This window comes from Pseudoalteromonas sp. AWM4_233 (genome assembly GCF_056158285.1).
Map to the genome: position 1 here is coordinate 568,001 of NZ_JBSWSZ010000001.1, position 15,878 is coordinate 583,878.

At 45.0% G+C, this 15,878-nt stretch carries 13 protein-coding genes and 1 other RNA gene; 10 read left to right on the top strand and 4 right to left on the bottom strand.

Annotated elements, in window-relative coordinates; translation table 11 throughout:
• Positions 1-91 precede the first annotated feature (91 nt).
• Positions 92-1,190 (top strand): peptide chain release factor 2 gene (gene prfB / locus ACXAC4_RS02455; RefSeq protein ID WP_130256774.1). Its coding sequence is split into 2 segments (ribosomal slippage): positions 92-166 and positions 168-1,190, totalling 1,098 coding nucleotides; the frame shifts between segments, so codons are not numbered across the junction.
• 27 nt (positions 1,191-1,217) lie between these two features.
• Entirely contained in the window at positions 1,218-2,759 is a 1,542-nt protein-coding gene (gene lysS, locus ACXAC4_RS02460) for a lysine--tRNA ligase (protein WP_475158758.1), read from the top strand.
• 133 nt (positions 2,760-2,892) lie between these two features.
• On the opposite strand, the gene ACXAC4_RS02465 is transcribed toward lysS, so the two are convergent.
• The 3 genes from ACXAC4_RS02465 to ssrS form a co-directional block, all read right to left on the bottom strand.
• Positions 2,893-3,114 (bottom strand): hypothetical protein, encoded by a 222-nt coding sequence (locus ACXAC4_RS02465; RefSeq protein WP_475158761.1) that lies wholly within the window; start codon positions 3,112-3,114, stop codon positions 2,893-2,895.
• 28 nt (positions 3,115-3,142) lie between these two features.
• Entirely contained in the window at positions 3,143-3,370 is a 228-nt protein-coding gene (locus ACXAC4_RS02470) for a hypothetical protein (RefSeq protein ID WP_475158762.1), read from the bottom strand.
• Between the two features lie 157 nt (positions 3,371-3,527).
• Positions 3,528-3,710, bottom strand: a non-coding RNA gene (gene ssrS / locus ACXAC4_RS02475) — 6S RNA.
• Between the two features lie 241 nt (positions 3,711-3,951).
• On the opposite strand from ssrS, the gene ACXAC4_RS02480 reads away from it, so the two are divergent.
• Genes ACXAC4_RS02480 through ACXAC4_RS02495 form a run of 4 tightly spaced genes read left to right on the top strand, consistent with a single transcriptional unit; the run spans position 3,952 to position 8,176 of the window.
• On the top strand, positions 3,952-4,509 hold the full coding sequence (locus tag ACXAC4_RS02480) for a UPF0149 family protein (RefSeq protein ID WP_475158763.1): 558 nt from the start codon (positions 3,952-3,954) through the stop codon (positions 4,507-4,509).
• Positions 4,509-5,819: a Xaa-Pro aminopeptidase gene (gene pepP, locus ACXAC4_RS02485; protein ID WP_475158764.1), complete on the top strand. Its 1,311-nt coding sequence runs from the start codon at positions 4,509-4,511 to the stop codon at positions 5,817-5,819. The genes ACXAC4_RS02480 and pepP overlap by 1 nt, the downstream gene beginning before the upstream one ends.
• 9 nt (positions 5,820-5,828) lie before the next feature.
• Entirely contained in the window at positions 5,829-7,010 is a 1,182-nt protein-coding gene (gene ubiH, locus ACXAC4_RS02490; protein WP_475158766.1) for a 2-octaprenyl-6-methoxyphenyl hydroxylase, read from the top strand.
• Positions 7,010-8,176 carry an FAD-dependent monooxygenase gene (locus tag ACXAC4_RS02495; protein ID WP_475158767.1) on the top strand — a complete coding sequence of 389 codons (1,167 nt, stop codon included), beginning with the start codon at positions 7,010-7,012 and terminating at the stop codon, positions 8,174-8,176. The genes ubiH and ACXAC4_RS02495 overlap by 1 nt, the downstream gene beginning before the upstream one ends.
• An 894-nt stretch (positions 8,177-9,070) precedes the next feature.
• Here ACXAC4_RS02495 and ACXAC4_RS02500 read toward each other — a convergent pair.
• Positions 9,071-9,916 carry a LysR family transcriptional regulator gene (locus tag ACXAC4_RS02500; RefSeq protein WP_058028876.1) on the bottom strand — a complete coding sequence of 282 codons (846 nt, stop codon included), beginning with the start codon at positions 9,914-9,916 and terminating at the stop codon, positions 9,071-9,073.
• A 128-nt stretch (positions 9,917-10,044) separates the two neighbouring features.
• On the opposite strand from ACXAC4_RS02500, the gene ACXAC4_RS02505 reads away from it, so the two are divergent.
• The 4 genes from ACXAC4_RS02505 to gcvP all read left to right on the top strand — a co-directional run bounded on the left by ACXAC4_RS02505 (position 10,045) and on the right by gcvP (position 15,363).
• Positions 10,045-10,617 (top strand): hypothetical protein, encoded by a 573-nt coding sequence (locus tag ACXAC4_RS02505; protein WP_475158769.1) that lies wholly within the window; start codon positions 10,045-10,047, stop codon positions 10,615-10,617.
• 124 nt (positions 10,618-10,741) lie between these two features.
• Complete coding sequence (gene gcvT / locus ACXAC4_RS02510) at positions 10,742-11,824, top strand: glycine cleavage system aminomethyltransferase GcvT (RefSeq protein ID WP_058028878.1); 1,083 nt, start codon at positions 10,742-10,744, stop codon at positions 11,822-11,824.
• A 56-nt stretch (positions 11,825-11,880) separates the two neighbouring features.
• Positions 11,881-12,270 (top strand): glycine cleavage system protein GcvH, encoded by a 390-nt coding sequence (gcvH, locus tag ACXAC4_RS02515; RefSeq protein ID WP_058028879.1) that lies wholly within the window; start codon positions 11,881-11,883, stop codon positions 12,268-12,270.
• Between the two features lie 201 nt (positions 12,271-12,471).
• On the top strand, positions 12,472-15,363 hold the full coding sequence (gcvP, locus tag ACXAC4_RS02520) for an aminomethyl-transferring glycine dehydrogenase (RefSeq protein WP_475158771.1): 2,892 nt from the start codon (positions 12,472-12,474) through the stop codon (positions 15,361-15,363).
• Positions 15,364-15,878: the final 515 nt, after the last annotated feature.

Consider the following 15,878-nt stretch of genomic DNA (forward strand, 5'->3'; position numbering starts at 1 on the left):
TTAGTGGCCTTTTTAGCTCGCTAGAATGACTAGCCAGTTAATAAAATTGGTATTACGTGTGATTCACGTTAATTTTTTTGGAGTAGTGAGCATGTTTGAAGTGAATCCTGTGATTAACCAAATCAAGGAAATTCGCGAACGCACTGAGCTGCTTAGGGGGTATCTTTGACTACGCTCTAAAACAAGAGCGCTTAGAAGAAGTAAACGCAGAGTTAGAAGACCCAGCAGTATGGAACGAGCCTGAAAAAGCACAAGCATTAGGCCGTGAAAAATCGAATCTAGAAGCAATTGTTGAAACCATTGATAACCTTGTTGGTGGTGCAGATGATGCAGAAGGCCTAGTAGAACTAGCCGTTGAAGCCGAAGACGAAGAAACCTTTGAAGAAGCACAAGCTGAAGTAGAAGGTCTAGTTGGTCAATTAGAAAAGCTAGAGTTCCGTCGTATGTTCTCTGGTGAACAAGATGCTAACGATGCCTACATTGACTTACAGTCAGGTTCGGGCGGTACTGAAGCGCAAGACTGGTGTAACATGCTATTGCGTATGTACTTACGATGGGCTGAAGCGAAAGGCTTTAAAGTTGAAATCGTTGAAGCAACAGATGGTGATGTTGCCGGTATTAAAGGCGCAACCGTGCGCGTATCTGGTGAATATGCTTACGGTTGGTTACGTACAGAAACAGGCGTACACCGTTTAGTGCGTAAGAGCCCATTTGATTCAACAGGTCGTCGTCATACTTCATTTGCGTCTGCGTTTATTTACCCAGAAATTGACGACAACATCGAAATTGATATTAACCCAGCTGATTTACGTATCGACGTATATCGTGCATCGGGTGCCGGTGGTCAGCACGTTAACCGTACAGAATCTGCGGTACGTATTACCCACTTACCAACGAATACCGTTGTGCAGTGTCAGAATGACCGCTCACAACACAAAAACAAAGCGCAAGCAATGAAGCAGTTAAAAGCGAAGTTGTTTGAACTTGAAATGAAAAAACAAAACGCCGAAAAGCAGTCTCAAGAAGATGCTAAATCAGATATTGGTTGGGGCAGTCAAATTCGTTCATACGTATTAGATGACTCACGTATCAAAGATTTACGTACTGGCGTTGAAAACCGTAATACCCAAGCGGTATTAGACGGTGATTTAGACAAATTTATCGAAGCCAGCCTGAAATCAGGCCTTTAATCAACAAGCTAAACTAAGAGCTAAAAAATGACAGATCAAATCCAAGACGAAAATAAACTCATTGCTGAGCGTCGTGCTAAATTGGATACAATTCGTGAGAATTGTGATGCCAATGGCCACCCGAACACCTTCCGCCGTGAAGACTATACGGCTGATCTACAGGCTAAGTTTGGTGATAAATCGAAGGAAGAGCTTGTTGAGTTAGACCATCAGGTATCGGTTGCAGGTCGTATCCTTGCTAAACGTGGTCCTTTCCTTGTGTTACAAGACATGAAAGGTCGCATTCAAGCATATGCATCAAAAGACGTGCAAAAAACGCTTAAAGAAAAATATGGTCAACTAGATATCGGTGACATCATCGGTGTGTCTGGTCCACTTCATAAGTCAGGTAAAGGCGACCTTTACGTAGACATGGTTCAGTACGAGCTACTGACTAAGTCACTTCGTCCGTTACCAGAGAAGTTCCACGGTCTAACAGACCAAGAAGCTAAGTACCGTCAGCGTTACGTTGACCTGATCACAAACATGGACACGCGTGAAACGTTCCGTATCCGTTCAAAAGTGATCGAAGGCATTCGTCGTTTCTTAGCTGAGCGTGACTTCATGGAAGTTGAAACGCCAATGCTTCAGGTTATTCCTGGTGGTGCAACGGCGCGTCCATTCGTGACGCACCACAATGCACTAGATATCGACATGTACCTACGTATCGCGCCTGAGCTTTACCTTAAGCGTCTAGTAGTAGGTGGTTTTGACCGTGTATTCGAGATCAACCGTAACTTCCGTAACGAAGGTCTTTCAACGCGTCACAACCCAGAATTCACGATGATCGAATTCTACCAAGCGTATGCTGACTACAACGACCTAATGAACTTAACTGAAGACATGTTACGTACTGTTGCACAAGACGTTCTTGGTACAACAACCGTGATTAACACAGTTAAGAACGCAGAAGGTGAAGTAACTGAGACGATTGAATATGACTTCGGTAAGCAGTTCGAGCGTCTATCTATGGCTGATGCCATCATCAAGTATGGTCCTGACGCTGAAGAAATCGCGCATATCTTCAAAGATCCTGAAAACCACTTCGATGAGCTAGTCGCTTACGCGAAGAAAGTACACGTTAAGATCCCAGAAAAATGTGTATGGGGTGCAGGTAAGTTCTTATGTGAGATCTTCGAAGAAACTGCTGAGCATAAGCTAATTCAACCGACTTTCATTACAGAGTACCCGTGGGAAGTGTCGCCACTTGCTCGTCGTAACGATGAAAACCCATTCATCACTGACCGTTTCGAATTCTTCGTAGGTGGTCGTGAGCTTGCTAATGGTTTCTCTGAGCTTAATGATGCACAAGACCAAGCTGAACGTTTTGCACGTCAGGTTGAAGAAAAAGATGCCGGTGATGATGAAGCAATGCACTTCGATGCTGACTACATTCAAGCGCTTGAGTATGGTTTACCACCAACAGCGGGTGAAGGTATCGGTATTGACCGTCTAGTGATGCTTTTCACTGACTCACCAACAATCAAAGACGTTATCTTGTTCCCGCACATGCGTCCACAAGCTGACTAATCTCGATTGAGTTTATCGATAAGAGCCTTGGCAAATGCCAGGGCTTTTTTTTGCCTAAATTTTTATCAATGCAATTAGCTCAAACAAAAACGGCTTTCAAAAGAAAGCCGTTAGCAGAATATACTACATATTATTAAAATACTTTTTCTACAGTTGGTGAGCCAGCATCGGCATAGCAACGGCTTACTGCTGCATCGCGAGATTTACTGCTGTAAGTCATTTCCATCCAAAGGAAACTACCGTTGTTTTTTGAGCACTCGACTAACCAAAAGTCATAACCGTAAGCTTGTGATGGCATAGACAAGGATGCTGTTACAGCAACAATTGCACCGAATAAAATTGATTTAATTTTCACTATTAATTTCCTTGTTTAATTATTTTTCTTATTGAACTCTTTCAACGAATGCACTACCGCCAAGACTTGAACAGCGACTGATAAGCGAGCTTACTTGAGCGCGGCTGTATACCATTTGGAAGAAAAGAGGTTTATTTGTTGCGTCGTCATAACATTCAACAAAATATGACTCATTTTCGAACCAAGCGCTTGCTTGCATAGAAGTAGCTAGGGTAATGGCAGAAACTGCGCCTAATAGGATTGCTTTAATTTTCAAACTCCTTGATTATTTTTTGTATAAAGCGCTAATACAAATATCACTAGAGTTATTTAATTGTAAATAAAAAATTAATAGCGTGTATTTTTTATGAAATATTTCATTAATTGATTAAAGGCATTAATTGAATTAAGAAGTGGGCTCGAATATAAGATAAGACTTCCCCGGCTTCGCGGATGCTGATGTCAGCCCTTGAACCCTAAGGTTCAAGGCGGAGTGTAACAGCTCACCGTAGGCTTCTCGGTACATGCCAAGCTTGCGCAATAGTAAGCAAACTACACCCCTAGATAAAGTTTATCGGCTCAGGGACTTAATCTGCTGTCCTACGAGCTAGGGAATTAAGTTCAGTATATAAGACTTGCAGCAGAGGTAAACCATAAATCAAAAAATATCAGTTCAACTGCTGGCAAATTAAACGTCGCTGCCGACATTAACAACAATTGCTTATAAATGAAGCCCTTTAAAGACAATTGTTTGGAGTTGCTATACTGTGAGTGTTAGCATTGATAGCAATTAAATTAAGACACACTTTTTAAATTGAGTATGTTCTTATAGTGAAGATTCTTTGACGAGCATTAGCAATGACAGAAATGACCGATTACACACAAGCACAACTGCTGCTTGAAAAGCATGATATTTTCGTATCGCCTTCAGAAGCTCACGGCACCATCAGTGGTTTGCTGGCTTGTGGCTTAAACATTGATGAAAAAGATTACCTGATCATGTTAAGTGACGTGTTTAACGACGGACAAAGTTTCTCAAATGAATTAAAAGGTCTATTTGGCCAAATGTTTACGCATGTTATGTCATGCTTCAACAGCGAGGAGCCAAACTTTGAGCTGTATTTACCAAATGAAGACGAAACCCTACTAGATAAAGCCAATGCGCTAGTGGCATGGGTGTCGGGCTTTTTATTGGGCTTTGGCTTAAAGCAAAAAGATTATGGCAAGCTGTCGGCTGATGTCAAAGAAGTGATCAACGATTTTAGTGAAATCACTAAACTCGACACTGACTTCGGTGAAGAAGAAGAAGACCAACAAGCTTTCCATGAAATTGTTGAATATATTCGTGTTTCAGCACTGTTATGTTTTGCTGAAATGGGTAGAGAAACGGTTACTCCATCAAAGACGTTACACTAATGATCAGCATTCAAGAATTTGTTCAGCGCAGAAGCAAATTACTTGCGCAACTCGACAACCATAGCGTAGCGATTATTCCTGCTGCGGTTGAGATCACCCGTAGTCGCGATACCGAATTCCCGTTTCGCCAAGACAGTGACTTTTTCTACCTAACCGGTTTTAAAGAGCCAGATGCCGTTTTAGTCTTGTCAAAAGACAAGCAAGGTGAAGGTAAAAGCACGTTATTCTGTCGTAACAAAGATAAAACCGCTGAGATTTGGCACGGCCGCCGAGTGGGTTATGAAAGGGCCAAGTCTGACTACTTGTTTGATGAAACTTACCCGTTAAGTGAGTTAGACGATGAGCTACTGCAGTTAGTGAATGGCAATCGCACTTTATTTTATGCGCAAGGCACTTACAGTGCATTTGATGACAAGGTATGGGCTTTGTTAAATACCCTGCGCGGTGCACCGAAAAAAGGTTATCGCGCGCCAGAGATCATCAAAGATACACGACCGCTTATTCACGAAATGCGTTTGTTTAAATCAGACGCAGAAATTGCCGTGATGCGCAAAGCGGGTCAAATAAGTGCTGAAGGTCATGTGCGTGCAATGCAGTTTGCCAAGCCTGATGCCACAGAATATCAACTAGAAGCCGAGCTTCACCATCATTATGCAATGAATGGCGCACGCTACCCGGCGTATGGCACCATTGTCGGCTCAGGCAATAATGCCAATATTCTGCATTACACAGAAAACAGCGATACCTTAAAATCAGGCGACTTAGTGTTGATTGACTCTGGGTGTGAGCTTGAAGGTTATGCCGCTGATATCACCCGTACTTTCCCAGTGTCTGGTAAATTCAGTGAGCCACAAAAGATCATTTATGAGCTGGTGTTAAAAGCCCAAGCTGCGGCATTTGAGCATGTGAAGCCGGGCGGTACTTTGGTTGCTGCTAATAAAGCAGTGATGACAGTAATGACCCAAGGTTTGATCGAGCTCGGCATTTTATCTGGCGAGTTAGATACACTTGTTGAAAAACAAGCATGCAAAGCGTTCTACATGCATGGTTTAGGTCACTGGTTAGGCCTTGATGTTCACGATGTGGGTGAGTACAAGCTCGATGAAGCTGACAGGCCATTTGCACCGGGTATGGTGTTGACCATAGAGCCAGGTTTGTACTTCGATGAAGATGCGCAAGTGCCAGAACAATACAAAGGTATCGGCATTCGTATTGAAGATGACCTATTGGTAACTGAAAATGGTCACGAAAATCTGACCCAAGACGTGCCGAAAACCGTAGCAGAAATAGAAGCGTTAATGCAGCAGTAGGAGAATGCGTTGCAGCACTTTGATGTTGTGATTGTAGGCGGCGGTATGGCAGGGGCCACCGCTGCTTTGGCAATCAAAAAGACCAGCCCAACTTTGCAGATTGCCGTGATTGAGGCATTTGCACCAAAAAGCCAAGCACACCCCAGTTTTGACGACCGCTCAATCGCCTTGGCCGATCAGTCTGTGCAGTATTTAAAGCAATTTAACTTGTTTAATGCCGACTGGCCGTTTGCCGAAGCCATTAAGCAAGTGCACGTGTCTGATAGAGGTCACTTTGGTAAAACCTCATTGCACCACCAAGACTATAAAACGAATGCCCTTGGTTATGTGGTGGAAGTGAACCCATTTGGTGCTTATTTACATCAACAGCTAGCAAAAACTGACATTCAACTATACTGCCCTGCGACCATTAATGAATTAAAGCAAACCCAAGACAGTGTTGAGCTGATCTTAAACGACGAAACTCAGTTAAGTGGAAAGTTGTTGGTTGTTGCCGATGGTGCACAGTCCCCCACGCGCAAACAGCTAAACATAGGTTTTGATAGTCTGGCTTATGAGCAAGGGGCGCTAATCGCCAACATCGAAGTTGAAGGCGGTCATAGCGGCCAAGCGTTTGAACGTTTTACCGAGCATGGGCCAATGGCACTGCTGCCTCTGACACAAAACCGCTACTCGCTGGTGTGGTGTATGCCTAACGCACACCTTGAACATTATAAAACGCTTGAACCTGACGCCTTTATTGCTGAGCTGCAAACTGCCTTTGGCTATCGCGCAGGGGTATTCAAACAGGTTGGTATGCGCGCACAATACCCATTGGTACTAGGTCGAGTCGAGCAGCTCGTTCATCACCGTAGCGTATTAATTGGTAATGCCGCGCATGCGATTCACCCAATTGCTGGGCAGGGGTTTAATTTGGGTTTAAGAGACATTCAAGCCTTGGTTGAGCTGATTGCATCAGAGCAACATGATTTGGGTGAACATGCCTTTACGCAAGCTTATAATCGTGCGCGTGCACAAGACATCAAAACGGTGATGACACTGACCGATGCGCTCGTGCGACTATTCTCAAATTCTTCTCGTTTAATGGCACTCGGTCGCAGCTGCGGTTTGCTTGCCATGTCACTGTCTGAAAATTTAAAAGCACCGTTAGCCAAGCAACTAATGGGTCATGTTATTAAAGGAAAAAGCTGATGCAACAAGCGCAAGTATGTATTGTCGGTGGTGGCTGTGTAGGCCTCACTTTGGCGTTAGGTCTGGCAAAAAATAACATTAGCGTGCACGTGATTGATGCGGGCAGTGAACCTATGCTACTTACTGAGCAGTTTGCTAATCGCGTGAGTGCTATCAGTCTTGCCAGTCAAACGTTATTTACTGAGCTAGGTGCATGGGATGATATTTTAGCGCAGCGAACTTGTGCGTATACGCATATGGACGTCAGAGACAAAGACAGTTTTGGCAAAATCGCGTTTAACAGCACCGAACTAGATTTACCTGAACTTGGCCACATCATTGAAAATGATGCCATTCGTTATGCGCTGTTTCAGCAGTTAAAACAGTATTCATCTGCAACGCTTAGCTTTAATACTCGTTATCAAGCTATTCATCAAACCGACACTGACGTGTTAATCACCTTAGAATCAGGCATGCCGGTTATGGCAAAGCTATTAGTTGCAGCAGATGGCGCAAATTCGGGTATTCGTACTCAGTTTAAAATGCCCATTACGTTTTGGGACTACGACCACCACGCTATCGTCGCAACGGTTAAGACGCAAGAGACACACAGCCATACTGCAAGACAAGTATTTTTACCAACTGGACCTTTGGCGTTTTTACCACTCAGCGATGAACATAGCCAATCAATCGTGTGGTCAACGTCACCTGAGCAAGCACAGCATTTAATGTCGCTAGATAAAACTGAGTTCAATAAAGCATTGAATGTTGCCATCGACGGTCAGTGCGGTTTATGTGAAGTACAAGACGACCGAGCGGTGTTCCCGTTGAAAATGCGTTACGCTCAACAGTGGGTAAACGGCAAGATTGCATTAATGGGTGATGCTGCACACACCATCCATCCGCTGGCTGGATTAGGTATGAACCTAGGCCTTAAAGATGCAGCGCTTTTAATTAAATTACTCACCGACAGCAAGCAAGAATTTGCCAGTACCCGTGTGCTGCGTGAATACGAACGTGCCCGTAAACTCGATGCGCAAAAGCACATAGCCATGATGCAAGGTTTAAAAGAGCTGTTTGAAGGTGATAACCCGCTGAAGAAACTGATCCGCGGTGTTGGCTTGAGTATGGTTGATAACCTAGGGCCGATTAAAACTCTGTTTGCCAAAGAGGCTGTTGGGAAGTAAGTGCAAAATACACTTTGCGAAGCAAAGTTACTTTTGCGCAAGGGCGAAACGTGTCTTGAGGCTTGCGAGTGCGCGCAGCAAGACTAGCGTTGAGCGTGAGGCCTTGGATGGCCGAACCGGACCCAGGCTACATGGACGTAATATACTCACCAAACATTATTAAGACCGAAACGAAGTTTCGCAGCGCGAGGAGGTGAGGGTATGGATACCCGATGGGCGTAGCTACATGGATGTAATACAACACCAATCTATTTTAAAAATTGTTTTGCACTAGTCTTCAATCTAACTCTTTGTCGCGTTGGCGACGGTAACCAAAGAGGGGCTGACGCTGGTCGCTCGGGTGCGACCTTCGCTCTGGACTCTCCCTGCACCCCTCCATCACACTTAATCTTCAAATAAATAATTGATGTGAACGTAAGCGGCTGAATAGTCCATCCATGGACTAAGTCAGCCTTACATTTCATCCATGAAATGAATTACTCATCAATTACTTATTTTCAGGCGTGATAGAAGGGGGTAGGGCGTAGCCTGTTAGATTTATATTTACCCTGTAGGCGCTGACTTTATGTCGCGCTCTTTGAACCATCACAAATACACAACTTGTTATCCTGACGAAGGTCAGGATCCAGTAGATAAAAATAGACCCTGAAATAAATTCAGGGTGACGGGTAGGCCGAACCACATTTATTAGCGCGGGGTAAACCCGCGCCTACAAAGCAAATTTTTACATCCTGTAGGCGCTGACTTTACGTCGCGCTTTTAGAATCATCTTGATAACTCGTAACTCGTAACTCGTAACTCGTAACTCGTAACTCGTAACTCGTAACTCGTAACTCGTAACTCGCAAACTATTGTACGCTTACCGCTTACCGCTTACCGCTTACCGCTTACCGCTTACCCCAATCTCAATTCAATAAACTCAGCCAGCTTATCAACGGCATGTACAGATTCGGGTGAATTTTTTACCAAGCAAATACCGATTTGGCCGAGCTCGGGTAGGTTAGGGGTGTGTGACTGGTAGTTTAAATCGCTTGGTACGGTACTTTTAGCCAACACAGTGACGCCTAGGTCTTCTTTAATCGCGGCGATTAACCCGGTCAAATCGGCGTTGCTGTAGACAATACGGTATTTTAAACCGGCTTGCTGTAGGGCTTCGATGGCGCGACGGCGGTAGATACAGCCCTCAGGTGCGGTTACTAGAGTTACCACATCGTTCTTGGCGAGGTTTAAATTACCGACCCACACCAATTGGTCTTGCATGAATACAGGGAACTGATCTGAATTCAGCTCTTCATTCAATGCCAGCACTAAATCGAATTGATCTTGGCGTGAAACAGACAACAGGTGTTTGCTCAAACGTGATTTCACTTCTAGGGCAACATCAGGGTAAAGAGAAACGAAGTCACCAATAATAGACGGCAAAATGCGCGCTGCAAACTCACTCGGAATACCTAAGCGCACTTTACCGGTCACACTCTCTGAGGTGAACTGCTGTAAGATGGCGTCGTTTTGTTGCAGCATTTGTTTCGCCAGCGGCAGTAAAAGCTCACCATATTGATTGATAACTTGTCGTTGACCTTGTTTTTTAAACAGTCGACAGCCGAGCATTTCTTCGAGTCGTTTAATTTGTAATGACACCGCAGGTTGCGATAATCCCAGTAGTTCACCGGCCTTGGCAAAGCCACCTAATTCAACCACAGTAACAAATGTGCGTAAGCCGTCGTTCGATAAGTTCTTCATATTTAAAAAATCAATTTATAAAACCAAGTTACATAAGCATTATTTATCAATGTATAAATAAATACAATTTGTTGTTGCCCAAATGCACTCATATACTGCACAAATTAAAGTTTTATTAAGGTGTGGTTATGACATTTTCAGCCAGTATGTTTGCAAAACATCGTCAAGGCACAGCGCCTGCGCTAAACACGTTAGCGTTAGACAGCGCACAATTGGTCTTAGACTTCAGTGGCTTCGAAACCACACCATTTTTAAACCAAGTTTTAGGTATTAACCTAAATAAACTATTAGCACCAGGTTTAGGGATTAAAGGCCAGTTAGTATCAGGTGCGGCATTTACGGTTTACTATTTCAGCGAAACGGCTTACCGCTTTGTGATTGAACAAAATCACGCTGATGAGCTACAAAACTTGGTTGAAGCCCACCACAGCGATTACGACATTGAGTTGGTGGCGCGCAAAGATTTAAGCATGAGCACATTAAGCGGTGAGCAAGCGTTTGATACCATCATCAAACAGTTTGGCTTAACACCGGGTCTGCGTTTATCAGACGAGCAAGTGTGCTACGGCCGTCAAAGTGGTGAAGTGTTCGTCACTTCATTACTTGCAGACGACTTGCAGCAGTATCAGTTGATTGCCCAAACAGACACTCTGAATAAGTGGCACCAACAGTTGCAAGAACAAGGCTTTAGCCTAAACTAGATTTCAAATAAAATTTGCTAAGGCACTCAATACGGGTGCCTTAGCTGTTATTGCATTAACCCCGCCTCGAAGAGGCAATCTTGTAGCCATACACTACAAGGTCAGTAATTAGTGAAGGAATGATATGACTTCTAAAACTGTACTACACGCTAAGCACGTAGAAGCTGGCGCAAAAATGGTTGACTTCCACGGTTGGGAAATGCCAATCAACTATGGTTCACAAATCGAAGAGCACAACGCAGTACGTACTGATGCAGGTATGTTCGACGTATCTCACATGACGATTGTGGACGTTAAAGGCGCAGACGCAAAAGCATTCTTACGTAAGCTTGTAGCGAACGATGTAGCTAAACTAGAAGTACCTGGTAAAGCACTTTACACAGGCATGTTAAATGAAGAAGGCGGCGTAATTGACGACCTTATCATCTACTTCTTCTCTGACACTGAATACCGCCTAGTTGTTAACTCAGCAACGCGTGAAAAAGATTTAGCGCACATTGCTAAAGTTGCGGCTGATTTCGCAGTAGAAATCACTGAGCGTCCTGAATTTGCGATGATCGCAGTACAAGGCCCTAACGCAAAAGAAAAAACAGCTAAAGTTCTTGATGACGCGCAAAACGCAGCAGTTGAAGGTATGAAACCATTCTTCGGTGTACAAGCGGGCAATCTATTCATTGCAACGACTGGTTACACAGGCGAAGCAGGCTACGAAATCGTTGTACACAACGATGATGCAGCAGACCTTTGGCAAAAATTATTAGACGCAGGCGTCGCTCCAGCTGGCCTTGGCGCACGTGATACGCTACGTTTAGAAGCGGGCATGAACCTATACGGTTCAGATATGGATGAAACTGTATCTCCACTTGCTGCAAACATGGCTTGGACGATTGCATGGGAACCTGAAGATCGTGACTTCATCGGTCGTGAAGCGGTTGCTAAGCAACGTGCTGAAAAGAGCACACACAAGCTAGTTGGTCTAGTACTTGAAAGCAAAGGTGTTCTACGTGGTGGCTCTAAAGTTGTCGTAGAAGGTGGCGAAGGTATCATTACTTCTGGTACATTCTCTCCGACATTAGGCTTTAGTGTTGCACTAGCGCGTGTTCCTCGTTCAACGGGCGAAACAGCGCAAGTAGAAATGCGTAAAAAGTTAGTTGACGTTAAAGTAGTGAAGCCTTGCTTCGTACGTAACGGCAAGTCAGTTATTTAATATTAATAAGGGCGAACCATCGCCCAGTTATTACACCGAACCAAAGGAACAAAAAGATGAGCAACATTCCTAGCGAGTTAAAATACGCGTCTTCACACGAGTGGGTTCGCGCTGAAGGCGACGGCGTTTACACTGTAGGTATCACAGAGCACGCACAAGAGCTTCTAGGCGACATGGTATTCGTTGAATTACCAGAAGTTGGTGACGAAGTTGACGCTGGTGAAGACTGTGCAGTAGCAGAGTCTGTAAAAGCAGCATCTGACATCTACGCACCTATCACTGGTGAAGTTGTAGCAATCAACGAAGACCTTGAAGATTCACCAGAAAACGTTAACAACGACGCATACGGTGACGGTTGGTTGTTCAAAGTTAAAGCTTCTGACGAGTCAGAGCTTGCGAACCTTCTTGACGCTGAAGGTTACGAAAACGCAATCGACGAAGACTAATTACTTCGTTGATCACAAAAGCCCCCAGCGGGGCTTTTGTTGTTTAATCTGATTTAAAAAAAGGTCCGTACTAAACCATACAGAGTACAGAACTTTTTCATCAACTTAGCGATAAGTTGGTAAAGCTGAAGCCAGAGCAGTACCCGCAGCAGGAATCAGCACTAACCCCCTAAATTTTTTGGATCATAGGAATCTAGACTAATGTCAAACGCTAAATCTCTTGAGCAATTAGAGCAAAAGCAAGATTTTATCCGCCGCCATATTGGCCCTACACCGGCACAAGTGAGCGACATGCTATCGGCACTTAACGTATCAAGCGTTGAAGAGCTAATCACGCAAACAGTACCAGCTGGTATTCGTTTAGAGCAGGGTTTAGCAGTGGGTGAGAGCCGCACAGAAGTTGAAGCACTAAGCTACCTAAAGTCTGTTGCTAGCCAAAATAAAATCTTCAAATCTTACATCGGTCAGGGCTACCACCCAACACACGTACCGAATGTAATTTTACGTAACGTATTAGAAAATCCAGGTTGGTACACAGCATATACGCCTTACCAGCCTGAGATCGCTCAAGGTCGTTTAGAATCACTATTAAACTTCCAAACGTTGACGATTGACATCACAGGTCTAGACCTAGCATCTGCATCTCTATTGGATGAATCAACTGCAGCAGCAGAAGCAATGGCACTTGCTAAGCGCGTATCAAAAGCGAAAAAAGCAAACATCTTCTTCATCGCTGATGACGTTCATACACAAACAATCGACGTTGTAACAACACGTGCAGAGCAGTTTGGTTTCGAAGTGGTAGTAGGTCCTGCGGCAGATGCAGCTAACCATGAAATTTTCGGTGCATTATTCCAGTATCCAACAACATCAGGTGAAGTGGTAGACATCACTGACCTAATCGCACAAGTACAAGACAAAAAAGCGATTGCCTGTGTTGCAGCTGACATCATGAGCTTAATGCTACTTAAAGCACCAGGTAAACTAGGCGCTGACGTAGTGCTTGGTTCTGCACAGCGTTTTGGTGTACCTATGGGTTACGGTGGTCCACACGCGGCATTCTTCGCAACACGCGACAAGTACAAGCGTTCACTACCAGGTCGTATCATCGGTGTATCTAAAGACCGTTTAGGTAACGACGCACTTCGTATGGCGATGCAGACTCGTGAGCAGCACATCCGTCGTGAAAAAGCGAACTCAAACATCTGTACAGCTCAGGTTCTACTTGCGAACATGGCTGCGTTCTACGCGGTTTACCACGGTCCACAAGGCCTTAAGACAATTGCACAGCGCATCAACCGCTTCGCTAGCATCTTAGCGACAGGTCTTAAAGCGAAAGGTGTGAGCCTTAAGCATGACACTTGGTTCGACACAATCACAGTGGTAGCTGACAACAAAGAAGAGATCGTTGCACGCGCAATCGCGGCAGAGACTAACTTTGCAACGAACCACGCGGGTGAGTTCTCAGTATCTGTGAACGAAACAACAACACGTGCTGACGTACTAGCATTATTCGACATCATCCTAGGTGAAGGCCACGGTCTTGACGTTGCAGCACTTGACGCACAAGTATCTGCAGATGACATCACCGGTATTCCTGCAAGCCTAGTACGCGACGACGAAATCTTAACGCACCCTAACTTCAACTCGTACCACAGCGAGACTGAAATGCTGCGTTATATCAAGCGTCTTGAAAACAAAGATTTAGCGCTTAACCATTCAATGATCTCGTTAGGTTCATGCACCATGAAACTAAACGCGACCGCTGAGATGATCCCAGTAACTTGGCCTGAGTTTGCAGAGCTTCACCCGTTCTGCCCACTAGACCAAGCGCAAGGTTACCAAACAATGATTGGTGAGCTTCACGACTGGTTAGTAAACATCACAGGTTACGACGCAGTATCTATGCAGCCTAACTCAGGTGCACAAGGTGAATACGCAGGTCTTATCGCTATTCGTAAATACCACGAGTCACGTGGCGAAGGCCACCGTAACGTCTGTTTGATCCCAAGCTCAGCACACGGCACTAACCCGGCATCTGCACAAATGGCAAGCATGAAAGTTGTGGTTGTTGCATGTGACGACGACGGTAACATCGACATGGCTGACCTTAAAGCGAAAGCGGAAGAAGTATCAGAGAACCTATCTTGTATCATGGTTACTTACCCGTCTACACACGGTGTATACGAAGAGTCTATCCGTGAAGTATGTGAGATTGTTCACCAGCACGGCGGCCAAGTTTACATGGACGGCGCGAACATGAACGCGCAAGTAGGTGTAACTAGCCCAGGTTCAATCGGTTCAGACGTATCGCACTTAAACCTACACAAAACATTCTGTATCCCACACGGTGGCGGTGGCCCAGGTGTTGGTCCTATCGGTGTTAAATCGCATCTAGCGCCATTTATGCCTAACCACAGCGTTATCAACGTACCGGGTACAACTGAAGGCAATGGTGCAGTATCAGCAGCGCCTTACGGTTCAGCGGCTATCTTACCTATCTCTTGGGCATACATCACAATGATGGGCAGCCAAGGCTTAAAAGACGCAACTGAAATGGCTATCGTGAACGCAAACTACCTAACTGAGAAGTTAAGCGAGCACTACCCAATTCTTTATCGTGGTCAAAACAACCGTGTTGCGCACGAGTGTATCGTTGACTTACGTCCACTTAAAGATGCGTCTGGCATCACTGAGATGGACATTGCTAAGCGTTTAATGGACTACGGCTTCCACGCACCGACTATGTCGTTCCCAGTAGCGGGCACGTTAATGATCGAGCCTACTGAGTCTGAGTCTAAGGTTGAGATTGACCGCTTCATCGAAGCCATGGTTTCAATCCGTGAAGAAGTACGCAAAGTTGAAAACGGCGAGTGGTCTGTTGAAAACAACCCACTAGTATTCGCACCGCACACGCAAGCTGACGTACTAGGTAACGAGTGGGATCGTGCATACGACCGTTTCTACGCTGCATTCCCAGTGAAAGCAGTTGCTAAAGATAAGTTCTGGCCAACAGTGACGCGTATCGACGATGTACTAGGTGACCGTAACCTTATCTGTTCTTGCCCTGCAGTTGAGACTTATGCAGAGTAATGAATGGTAGGTCGGGCTAATCCCCGACTTAGATTTTTGAAAACCGCCTTAAGCAATTAAGGCGGTTTTTTTGTGGGTGTAGATAGTCATTTATGGCGGGATTCTAATACCTGTAGGTCGTGCTTTAGCGCGACAATCTGACAACATTGTCGCCGTAAACGACGACCTACAAGAGAATAAAGCACCTCGGTAGCTGCGACTTTATGCCACGACTTTGTTATCGCCTGTAGGTCGTGCTTTAGCGCGACAAGCTAAAACATTGTCGTCGTAAACGACGACCTACAGGAGAGTAAAACACCTCGGTAGCAGCGGTTTTATATCGCGTCTTGTGATGGTCTGTAGGTCGTGCTTTAGCGCGACATGTTTGAAGTCAGCCTTCAATTTGACTCCTTGTCGCGTTGGCGACGGCAACCAAGGGGCGGCTGCCGCCGACCGCCCCTTGGAACCCCACGGCGCCCCTCCATCACGCTTAATCTTCAAAACGCTATTGATGTGAACGTAAACGCCATGTATTC

Coding starts and splice junctions, on each gene's coding strand:
- gcvT (WP_058028878.1), top strand. CDS start 10,742: ATGACTTCTAAAACTGTACTACACGCTAAGCACGTAGAAGCTGGCGCA.
- ACXAC4_RS02495 (WP_475158767.1), top strand. CDS start 7,010: ATGCAACAAGCGCAAGTATGTATTGTCGGTGGTGGCTGTGTAGGCCTC.
- ACXAC4_RS02480 (WP_475158763.1), top strand. CDS start 3,952: ATGACAGAAATGACCGATTACACACAAGCACAACTGCTGCTTGAAAAG.
- pepP (WP_475158764.1), top strand. CDS start 4,509: ATGATCAGCATTCAAGAATTTGTTCAGCGCAGAAGCAAATTACTTGCG.
- gcvP (WP_475158771.1), top strand. CDS start 12,472: ATGTCAAACGCTAAATCTCTTGAGCAATTAGAGCAAAAGCAAGATTTT.
- ACXAC4_RS02505 (WP_475158769.1), top strand. CDS start 10,045: ATGACATTTTCAGCCAGTATGTTTGCAAAACATCGTCAAGGCACAGCG.
- lysS (WP_475158758.1), top strand. CDS start 1,218: ATGACAGATCAAATCCAAGACGAAAATAAACTCATTGCTGAGCGTCGT.
- ACXAC4_RS02500 (WP_058028876.1), bottom strand. CDS start 9,916: ATGAAGAACTTATCGAACGACGGCTTACGCACATTTGTTACTGTGGTT.
- gcvH (WP_058028879.1), top strand. CDS start 11,881: ATGAGCAACATTCCTAGCGAGTTAAAATACGCGTCTTCACACGAGTGG.